The 9,178-nt window shown below is 46.8% G+C and carries 5 protein-coding genes; all 5 read right to left on the bottom strand.

Features of this window, described 5'->3' with window-relative positions; translation table 11 throughout:
- Nucleotides 1–5,459 (bottom strand): amino acid adenylation domain-containing protein (locus ABDW16_RS30910; RefSeq protein WP_343675302.1); only part of this gene is annotated, 5,459 nt, incomplete at its 3' end.
- Nucleotides 5,460–5,500: 41 nt separating this feature from the next.
- A complete protein-coding gene (locus tag ABDW16_RS30905) occupies nucleotides 5,501–5,932 on the bottom strand; it encodes a cobalamin-dependent protein (RefSeq protein WP_343675301.1) in 432 nt (143 codons plus the stop codon).
- Nucleotides 5,933–5,942: 10 nt separating this feature from the next.
- The gene (locus tag ABDW16_RS30900) at nucleotides 5,943–7,232 is read right to left on the bottom strand and encodes a methylaspartate mutase (protein WP_343675300.1); all 1,290 of its coding nucleotides are present in this window, start codon (nucleotides 7,230–7,232) and stop codon (nucleotides 5,943–5,945) included.
- The gene (locus tag ABDW16_RS30895) at nucleotides 7,229–7,969 is read right to left on the bottom strand and encodes an amino acid racemase (protein WP_343675298.1); all 741 of its coding nucleotides are present in this window, start codon (nucleotides 7,967–7,969) and stop codon (nucleotides 7,229–7,231) included. The genes ABDW16_RS30900 and ABDW16_RS30895 overlap by 4 nt, the downstream gene beginning before the upstream one ends.
- A 39-nt stretch (nucleotides 7,970–8,008) precedes the next feature.
- The coding region (locus ABDW16_RS30890) for a condensation domain-containing protein (protein WP_343675297.1) at nucleotides 8,009–9,178 on the bottom strand (1,170 nt) is incomplete at its 5' end.

The following is a 9,178-nucleotide window of genomic DNA, read 5'->3' as shown; positions in this document are numbered from 1 at the left end:
TGATCCAGATCTTCCAGCAGGATACGCCAGGAAACACCATCTACTACCAGGTGATGCGCCAATAACAGCAAGCGATCCTCTTCCGGCAAATGGAACAATACTGCCTGGAACAAGGGCCCATGGCTCAGGTCTAAACTACGCTGAAGACTAGTACACAGCTCCTGGAAGCCCGTTTCATCTACCGTATGCTCGCCCCAGCCATAACCCTGCGACTGCCCCAGGTTCTCCTGTTCCCAAATGCCTCCTTCCAATGGCCGGTATACCATCCGCAATCCATCATGATGTAATACCAGCTGATCCAAACTCTGGCACAAACAAACCACAGATAATCGATCCTTTGCAGCCAATACTACCGACTGGTTATAATGATGCTTGTCTGCACTCTTATTGCTAAAGAACAATCGCTGGATAGGGCTTAAGGGTATAACACCACTTACTATCCCCTGATCCCCTATCCGGCCGCCATTCCGCTGCATGCGCCGGCTCAATGATGACAGCAACGGATATTTTAGTACATCCTGTACACTGATGGTATAACCCTGCTGTTTTACACGCGACACTACCTGGATGGCCTTGATAGAATCCCCTCCCAGTACAAAGAAATCATCTCCTGTACTGATCAGGGCCTTATTCAGCACCGCACTATAAACCCCTGCCAGCACCGACTCCGCCTCAGTAACCGGCGCTATGTAATTTATCACCTCCGATAATCCATCCGGATCCGGTAATTGCTGCTTATCTATCTTTCCATGTGCTGTCAATGGAAATGATTCCAGCTTTACAAAATGAGACGGCACCATATACGATGGCAACTGTTCCAATAGCCAGATGCGAAGACTTACAATATCAGTGTCTGCATCTCCGGTAAAATAACATACCAGTTCCTTTTCTCCTCCCGGACGTACCTTTACCGTAACGATACTTCCACTTACTCCTACATGTCTTTCTGCCTGTGCTGCGATCTCACCCGGCTCTATCCGGTAACCACGGATCTTTACCTGTTCATCACGGCGACCCACAAAAACAAGGGTTCCCTCTTCCGTCCATTTACCCAGATCTCCGCTGCGGTACATCCGGTAGCCTTCACGGAAAGGATCTGCTACAAACTTTTCCTGGCTCAATGCATCATTATTCAGGTAACCGCGCCCTACACTGTATCCTCCTATACAGATCTCTCCAACCACCCCTATCGGGCATAACGCAAAGCCGGGCGTAAGTATGTAGATAGCGGTATTATTTATAGGTTTGCCGATGAGGACAGGTTTATTTTCTTCCAGCAGCGCAGCCACACAACCTACAGTCGTTTCCGTGGGCCCATATTCGTTGTAAATGTCCATATCAGCATTCATATGCTTCAGAGTATGTATATGCTCAGGAGTGATCTGTTCACCGCCAATGATGGCCCGCCTGATACACGTAGTGGAAATGCCCCCAGCTTTCAGAAAACTAATATGAGAAGGGGTCAGCTTTATGCTATTGATCCCGCTGTCCTCCTTAAGATTGTCTGTAAGCATTGTCAGCAAATCAGCTGATTGCCCATAAATGGTGAGCATACCACCCATCGTGAGGGTACAAAATATGCTGGTCAATGTAAGATCGAAAGACAGGGAGGTCACCAATCCAAATGAAGGCACCTCTCCTGCTTTAAAATAATACTGATCCGCCCATTGAATATAGTTGAACAGGTTGCCATGCGTGATCAGACAACCTTTAGGGAGGCCGGTAGAACCAGATGTGTAAATAATGTAAGCTATATGCGCCGGAGTAATCGCTATGCTGCGAAAATCGCGTACGCTCTGCATCATTGACAACTGAATGTCCAGTGCTACAATAGCACCGGTATAGCTGTCCAGGCTGAACATATGATCTGTACTGGTCAATAGCACATCAATACCTGCATCCTTCAGGATAAAATCCCTGCGGGTAGCGGGATAATCAGTGTCTATTGGTATATAGGCCGCTCCTGTTTTCCAGATGCCTAAGATGCCTACGATCAGGTGCATAGAGCGATCCAGGAATATCCCTACCCGCTTGCCGCTCAGATCACCGTACTGCTCAAGCAGGTGATGGGCCAGGCGGTCAGATTGTTCATCCAGTTCGCCATAAGTAAGCACTTCCTCATTATATTTTAATGCGGGTACTTCAGGATGCTGAAGGGCTTTCTCTTTAAAAAGGGAAAGTACAGAGCCGCTAAGAAAAGGAGCTGACCAGGAAGGATTGAACCGGGTCAGTATCATATTTCTTTCTTCGCTGCGCAGGCAGTCCAGCTGATTAACAGGAGTAACCGGAGCAGCTACAATAGCATCCAGGAGCTGCCGGAAATGATCGCTCATACGCTCAATGGTACGGCGGGAAAAAAGGTCGGTATTATATTCAAGCGAAAGATAAAGCCCGGAGCTGGACTCCATGAACATAAAAGTAAGATCAAACTTGCTTACTACATGGTCCATTTTTTTATACCAGCTAACCGCAAGCTCATCCAGCCTTTGATCATTTTGTAGATTACCATCATCATGCAGGTCGATGAATACATCGAACAGGAAATTCCGGCTCATATCCCTTTGCAGTTGCAGCTGATGCTGCAGTTCATCCAAAGGGAATACCTGGTGCTCATAGGCTGCCTTTGCCACCCCGATAACATGATCCAACAATGAAAGGAAACTTTCTTCTCCTCTGAACCGGGTCCTTAATGCCAGCGTGTTCAGGTATAATCCTATTTGCTCTTCCAGGTCCAGGTGATCTCTTCCAGCTACTGGGGTACCAATAATGATATCTTCCTGGCTGGTATAGCAGTGTAGCAATGCATTGACGCCTGCCAGCAGGGCCATAAAAAGCGTTCCTTCCCTTTCCTGCGCCAGTTTTTTCAATCCGGCTGCAGTGCCTTTATCGATGGTGCTGTATATGATACCTCCATTAAAAGTTTTAAAGGCAGGTCTTGGATAATCGGTGGGCAGGGATAACACGGGCAGCTCTCCATCCAGGTGATGCATCCAGTAGTCTTTATGCACTTCAAATGCACCTTTTTCCAGGCGGGTTTGCTGCCAGTGCGCATAGTCTTTGAACTGTATGCGCAGCGGGGCTGGCTGCTGCAGGCCTTTTGTATTGTACAGGAGCAGCAATTCTTTAATAAGGATGCTCATAGACCAGTAATCACTGATAATATGATGCATCGTGTAGGAAAATATCCATTTCCCATCATCCGTTTGCCAAAGCCCTGTACGAAGCAGCGGCCCGTTTGCCAGGTCAAATGGTGTAACACAGGCTGCTTTTACCAGCTTTTCTGCAGCTGCTTCGGGATCAGCTTCCGCTCGCAGGTCCTGGTATGTTAAAGCCACCGCTGCTGCTGCAGGAGAGAGTATAAATTGGCAGACATTGCCTTGCTCATCCTGCCTGAATACGGTACGGAGGCTTTCATGCCGCGCTGTAAGCAGGTACAGTGCTTCATTAAATAAAGCGATATCTAATTTTCCTTCAAAGACATAGGCACCGGATATATTGTAAGCAATATTGCTTTCTTCAAACTGGCTGAGTACCCATATCCTTCTTTGAGATGAGGACATAGGGTAACTAGCCTGCGCGGGGGCAAGCGGTATCTGGCGATGATCTGCTGCCTCACCAGCCGATAAGAATCGAGCCAGCTCTTCCAGGGTATCATGTATAAAGATATCCGCTACCTTGACCTTTATCCCCAATATTCTTTCAATACGCGACGTAAGCTGTATTGCCCGGAGAGAATGACCGCCTATACTAAAGAAAGAAACATTCCTGCCTATACGCTCCAGCCCTAAGAGCTCTTTCCAGACGGCTTCCAGGGCTATTTCCATGTTTCCGGCAGGGGGCTGAAAATCAGCGCCACCCATGATCACATCTATCGGGAGGGGTAATGCCCGCTTGTCTACCTTGCCATTGATATTGAGCGGAAACTCTTTCAGATGAATAAAATAAGAAGGGATGATCTGCGGGTTCAATACTTTGCCCAGTAAATAGCGGAGCTGGTGGTCGGGTATCTTTACTCCGGTATAATAGGCAACAAGACTTGCCAGGTTGTCATCTGATCTGTATAAGGTCACTACACTACCTGTTATATTTTCCAGTCCCAGTATAGCGCCTTCCACTTCTCCCAGCTCTACCCTTACCCCGTTCACTTTTACCTGGTTGTCCAGTCTTCCCAGTACTTCTATATTCCCATCAGGCAGGTAGCGACCTACATCACCTGTCTTGTAAACAATATCCCGGCCGTCATCTACCAGGGGATTTTGCACAAAGGTGGTGCTGGTAAGGGCCTCATTATTGTAATAGCCTTTTGTGGTAAAAGGCGTTTTGATAAAGATCTCACCGGTTTCTCCAATTCTGCAAATACGCTTGTCTTTGATAATAGCGATCGTGGTATTGCTGATAGGCATACCTACAGGGATCACATGAGAAGGATTATCAGAAAGCTGTGTGATCCTGTAAAAGGATTTAATTAATGTTGTTTCGGTAGGGCCATAAATATTTACCAGCAGGGTATGATCTCCTGCTCCCTTCCGCCAGCTCATGATATCCTTTGTAAATAGCAGCTCTCCTCCCAGCAGCATATACCTGAGCGCCAGCAGATCATACATACCGGCGGGGCTGGCAAGGAGCTCCTTTGTCATGACCCTGAAAAGGGAAGGTACACAATGTACCATATTTATTTTTGAGATCGCCAGCCATTCCAGCAATTGTGCCGGGTTCTTTTTCACTTCCGCGGGGGGCACAAATAATGTTCCCCCGGATACAAGCGCAACGAATACATCACGCAGGTAAGCATCAAAAGTGGTCTGTGCCAACTGGCTATAATGGAAGGTCTCATCCAGGCCAAACTCACCGATCTCCCAGTGAATAAAATGGCTCAGACCTGCATGCGAGCCAACGATTGCTTTTCCATCTCCGGTAGAACCGGAGGTATAAAAAATATAATTGCTACTGTCTCCATTGCCCAATAATGCAGGATCACTGTGCCAGCTTTTCTGCTCTTCCAGCTCATACGCCTGCAGTTGTTTTTCCTGGTAACTGAAAAGCCGGTATTCATGCGCCGCATTGACCACTATCAGATGTTCAATGCCATTCATGAACCTGTCGGCTGCCCTTAGCAGTTTCTCCAACTCTTCGGCGGAAGTAATGACAATACCATTGAAAGTTTCACTAAAAATCTGATTCAGCCGCTTCTCTGACAGGGAAAGATCAAACGGAAGATAGATGCCGCCGCTTTTAAAAACCCCCAGTAAGGCGGAAACCGCCTGAATGGAAGGAGGTACCATCGTATTCACAATGGTTCCCGGTGTGCAGCCGATACTACGCAACAGATGTGCAAGCCTGTTGGCATGGATATTAAGGTCCCTGTAGCTGATCTGCTCCCGCTCATCCTGCACTGCAATACGATCGGGGAATTTATAAGCAACTTGTTCAAATACGCTGTGAATGACTTTCTTGTCCATAGTGATCATTTCCTTATAAAAAAATACTTTTATTGGTCCTTTCAGGCCTGCCTGCTGATCGCAGACTGCGCTGCAATACTTTGTAAACGTGTTGTAAAATCCTGCATATTGACGTTGCCCGTATATGCTTTCGTGTATCCTCCTTCTTCCAGCTCCAGGACATACAGGGACGACATGTTCTCGTCTGTACTTAATTTTCCGCCGATGAATACAGGTTTGTCTTTCATGATATCCATATCCCGGACCCGCATGATCAGTTCCCTGCCTTCTATATAACCGTGACCGTTAATTGTAGATACAACCAGCAGATCGGGATGGTACTGGTTACAGGTGTCCAACACCACATCATAGGGAACACTTGGCCCCAGGTTGATCACACTGAAGCCTTGCTCTTCCAGGAAAAGCGATATGAACAGCAGATTCCAGTTATGGGAATCTGATGGAATAGTGGTAAGTACAGCAATTGGTTTCATTAGAAATAATTTATCCGTGGGAAGAAGAGAATTGGAGGCTGTCATACTTTTGCTGATTAAAAGAAAGCATCTTCAGCAGCTCTGCCGAAGAAAGCCTTGCTTCCTTTCTCAATGCGTTTTTCCGGATATGTGGTGAAAAGGGAACTTTACCGATATCTGACCAGTAAATAAAACCGTCAACATCTACCTTTGCCTGGGTCAATCGCTTATTATCCGGATGAAGGCAGAAGGGTATATCCCAATATCCTTTCTTAAATACGCTCATCAGGCTTTTTCCGATATCGCTGTGCTGGTTAAGCAACAGGTTGATAAGGAAGTCTGCTTCCTCATATATCCGGGAGGTCCATTCAGGAATATCGGGCTGTAAAAAACGATGGGCAAATGCTGTTATGGCTACTTCGTTGCACATATTAAGGGCATTGACATTATCGGTTATGGAGGGGATCTGGTGGGCTTCCTTCACGGTTTTCACGATCAGTCTTTCTGCACCACCTCTTACGGCAGCCCGTGCGCTTTCTTCAATGATGGCTTTTGCCCCCTGGTATGAAAGCGGGAATTTTCCCATGAAAGTATAGAACACTATATGCCATTCACTTTCCGGCCCGAGGTATTTTCGTCCCAGCTGGCGCAGCACATTCAGGCCAGCTATATCCTGCGTTGTATGTGTGCCCTGTGCCAGGCTGAGAGAATAGGACCTGATTCCCCTTTCCATCATGAACAGCGTTTCAGCAATAGTAATAGCGATCAGCAGAGAAGGCGGGCATAACTGCCCCATCATGCATCCGCCAAAGCTTTCTATATGCCCCATTCCATTCCCTGCCGCCGCAAATAATTTGCAACAGGTGCTCCAGGCTTCCACACTTCTCTTCAGGGAAATTCTTCCATAAGGGAAACAATAAGAAACAGGGCCACCCTCAATGGCATCGATACCGGCATCGATAGTGGCCTTGAAAATCTCTTCCGGCAAGGGGCTTCCATGCCGCACCTGGACAGGGAAATCGGGAGCACGCAGGCCTTCTATAAGCCGCCGGTTCTCTTCACGGGAATAACTCACGATGGGATAACCGTTCAGGACCATTCCCTTTCTGATAGCATCGGCAGCGCCTTGAAAATTGCTATTACGTGTAAAACTGTCCAACGTAATAGTGCCTATTGAGGGTGCGTCTATTTCCTTCACTGCATGGAGCCCACTACGCATTACGTCAATATCACTGAAGCCCATCCTGGGCTGAACCACCAGGCGGCCCTTGCCTGCATATTCTTTAATAAAATGATGGAAATAAGCCGTATTGACCATCATAAAGCAATAGGGCTTTCCATTCCTACACCGCTATAACAGAAGTCTACTGTTTTTCTGGCCAGCAGATCAAGTGCATCGATATATGGAGTGTCCACTGCAAGTGGGTCAATACCGATGGATACCTCTGTGCAGCCTCCTATAAAAAGGTCTACACCTTTCGCTACGAGCCTGTCCATAGCTGTTGTCATCATGCCCTTTGCCTCATCAGAGATCACAGCCGACTTAAATCCATTTTCCATGAACAATGCGCGCATAAAGATGGATTCCTGGTCTTCCGGATCAAGGGTTACCAGTTCTACACTTTGGTCCTTTAATGCTTTGTGGTAGATACCTCCATTGATAGCTCCGGTACCGGCCAATACACCTATTCTTTTAGCATCAGGATAGTTTTGGCGAATATGTTCTGCAATGAGGTCTAACGGGTTCATTACCCTTGCGTGCGCATATACACTGATCTGTTCATAGTAATAATGAACGGTCATACATGTCAGGGCTATTACATCCACTTTGTTCTGATTAAAAAGCTCCAACGATCTGTAAATGGCTGACATAGGTGATTCTCCGTTATAGATAACGGCCTTTGTCCTGTCTGGGATTACCGCATTATTATGGAAAAAGATCTCAGGAAATTCCTGGTCCTTTAAGGCAGGAGAATAATCGATGACCTTATTTAGGAACAATGCTCCTGCACGGGAGCCCATGCCTCCTATAATTCCGAGTTTCTTCGGGGTATTCATACTAGTTGTTTTAGGGAAATATGTAAGAGTAAAGAGTGATCAAAAATCATCACTTACAGTGGCGCTGAAACCTGCTGTATAATTGGAAATGCGGACATTTTCTGCTGCAACAGATTGAGGGTGATCAATCCGGATAGATGTCTGTAAGGGATGAATAGCGACAGAAGAGTCTTTTATTATGGTGGTTATCAACTGTATAAAATGATCTTTTATTTGAGAAATGAACGCTTCTTCATGGGCATTTTTATTGTAAGTGAACCTGAATACCAGCTGCTCTCCCGGTACTACAATGATGCTAAAATCATAATCATTTGTATCATATATCTCTGTTAATACACAATTTGAAATATACTGCTTGTCGGCTACCTGTTGTTGCATCCATTCCTGTACCGGGAAATTCTCAAACGTGAGCGTATGCGCAAACAGTCCCTGTTTAAGAGGGGTTTGAGCCTGAATAGCTGCCAGCTGTGTATAGTGATGAGGAAGCCCCGCTATAAAAGATTGCTGTACGGACAATAACAGCTCTTTCACACTCATCTCCCCTTCCAGCCGTATACGCACTGGGATCGTGTTGATGAATAATCCTATCATCTCCTCTACACCTTCCAGCTCCGCTGGACGGCCTGATACTACTGTGCCATACAAAACCTCTTCCTCTCCACTATAACTGCCCAACAAGATGCCCCAGACTGTCTGCAGGAAGATATTCTCCGTGATACCCAGGCTCATGCATAATTCCCGAAGACCTGATCGTTGTGCGGAGGGCAAACTAAACCCTATACTTCCACCTGCAAAAACTCCCTTATCACCTACTACCTGTTTCGGCAAGGCACTCACCCGGTCATAACCGGACAGGTAGGTACGCCAGTAGGATAGGCTCGCTGACATATCCCGCTTTTCAAGCCACTTTATATAATCTGAATAAGGATATACAGCGCCCAGGACTTCTCCCTCATATAACCGGAAGTACTCCCTGATCAGCAGGCTGCTGCACCAACCATCCATGATGATGTGATGATGGCTCCAGATGAACTCATACCGGCTACCTCCAAGGTATAATACTTTTAACCGCATCTGAGAACCCTGCTCCAGGTCAAACCCTGCACGACGGTCTGCTGCACGATAAGCGGCTACGTCTACATCCGCTACTCCTGACAGATCCTCATAGCTAAATCCCGAACGAACTCCTGACCTTACAAGTCGGAGGCC

The organism is Chitinophaga sp. (assembly GCF_039596135.1).
In the GTDB taxonomy this organism is placed as follows: Bacteria; Bacteroidota; Bacteroidia; order Chitinophagales; family Chitinophagaceae; genus Chitinophaga.
Note: the sequence above shows the minus strand (reverse complement) of the source record. Positions and strands in the feature narration are given on the sequence as shown.

What these genes read in the sequence shown, in the direction of transcription:
- ABDW16_RS30895 (WP_343675298.1), bottom strand. Translation starts at nt 7,969, where the DNA reads ATGAATACCCCGAAGAAACTCGGAATTATAGGAGGCATGGGCTCCCGT.
- ABDW16_RS30900 (WP_343675300.1), bottom strand. Translation starts at nt 7,232, where the DNA reads ATGATGGTCAATACGGCTTATTTCCATCATTTTATTAAAGAATATGCA.
- ABDW16_RS30905 (WP_343675301.1), bottom strand. Translation starts at nt 5,932, where the DNA reads ATGAAACCAATTGCTGTACTTACCACTATTCCATCAGATTCCCATAAC.